2 protein-coding genes are annotated in these 597 nt (G+C 45.9%); both read left to right on the top strand.

Translation table 11 applies throughout. The annotated features are described in order from the left end of the window. Positions 1-199: hypothetical protein (locus R8O10_RS26285; RefSeq protein ID WP_318192106.1), on the top strand; the 199-nt coding region annotated here is incomplete at its 5' end. After that, a partial coding sequence (locus tag R8O10_RS26280; RefSeq protein ID WP_318192105.1) for a spore coat protein U domain-containing protein occupies positions 196-597 on the top strand: 402 nt, incomplete at its 3' end. The genes R8O10_RS26285 and R8O10_RS26280, both read left to right, overlap by 4 nt.

Below are 597 nucleotides of genomic sequence, written 5' to 3'. Positions count from 1 at the left end.
AGGATTAGTCAGTCAAATTGGGTGGGATGGGTTTACCTACTTTGAAGGCATTGATCCGGGCAGTTACATTCTGTTTTATCCTCAAGGGCAGTCACCATGTAAAGTTTCAATTGAAGGGTTGTATGAGCGCGAGAGTCAAAAAATACAAACACTGAATAGTCAGGTTTGCCTCAAAACAGAAGATGAGGCGGCACTATGATTTTGCATCGCTGGCTGGCTAGTCTACTTCTCTTTTTCTCGTGTTCGACAATAGCTTGTCAGCTCACTGCGTCAACACCTTCAATCCAGTTTGGTAGCGTTTCCTCATTTACGGTGTCGAGCACTCAACAACAAAGTTCAGCCCAGCCGCATGCGGGGATAACATGTGACTTTTCGACACTTGTGTCGTTGTTGAGTGGCGACTATGTGTCCGTCACATTTACCAGCCTCAATGGTGGGCAGATGACCACCCAAGGAGATGCCAGTTCGGTAATTAACTATCAGATCTTTGGCGATTCAAGCCTTTCACAAGAGTATGTTTTTGGCCAATTGCACACCTTCACAGACACCGACTTGTTAGATTTGTTGGGGCTGTTTGGAGACCAAGTTGAGTTCCCT

The sequence above is a fragment of the Vibrio sp. 1727 genome (genome assembly GCF_033344415.1).
Lineage (GTDB): Bacteria > Pseudomonadota > Gammaproteobacteria > Enterobacterales > Vibrionaceae > Vibrio > Vibrio alginolyticus.
This window is presented reverse-complemented; position numbering and strand designations above follow the sequence as displayed.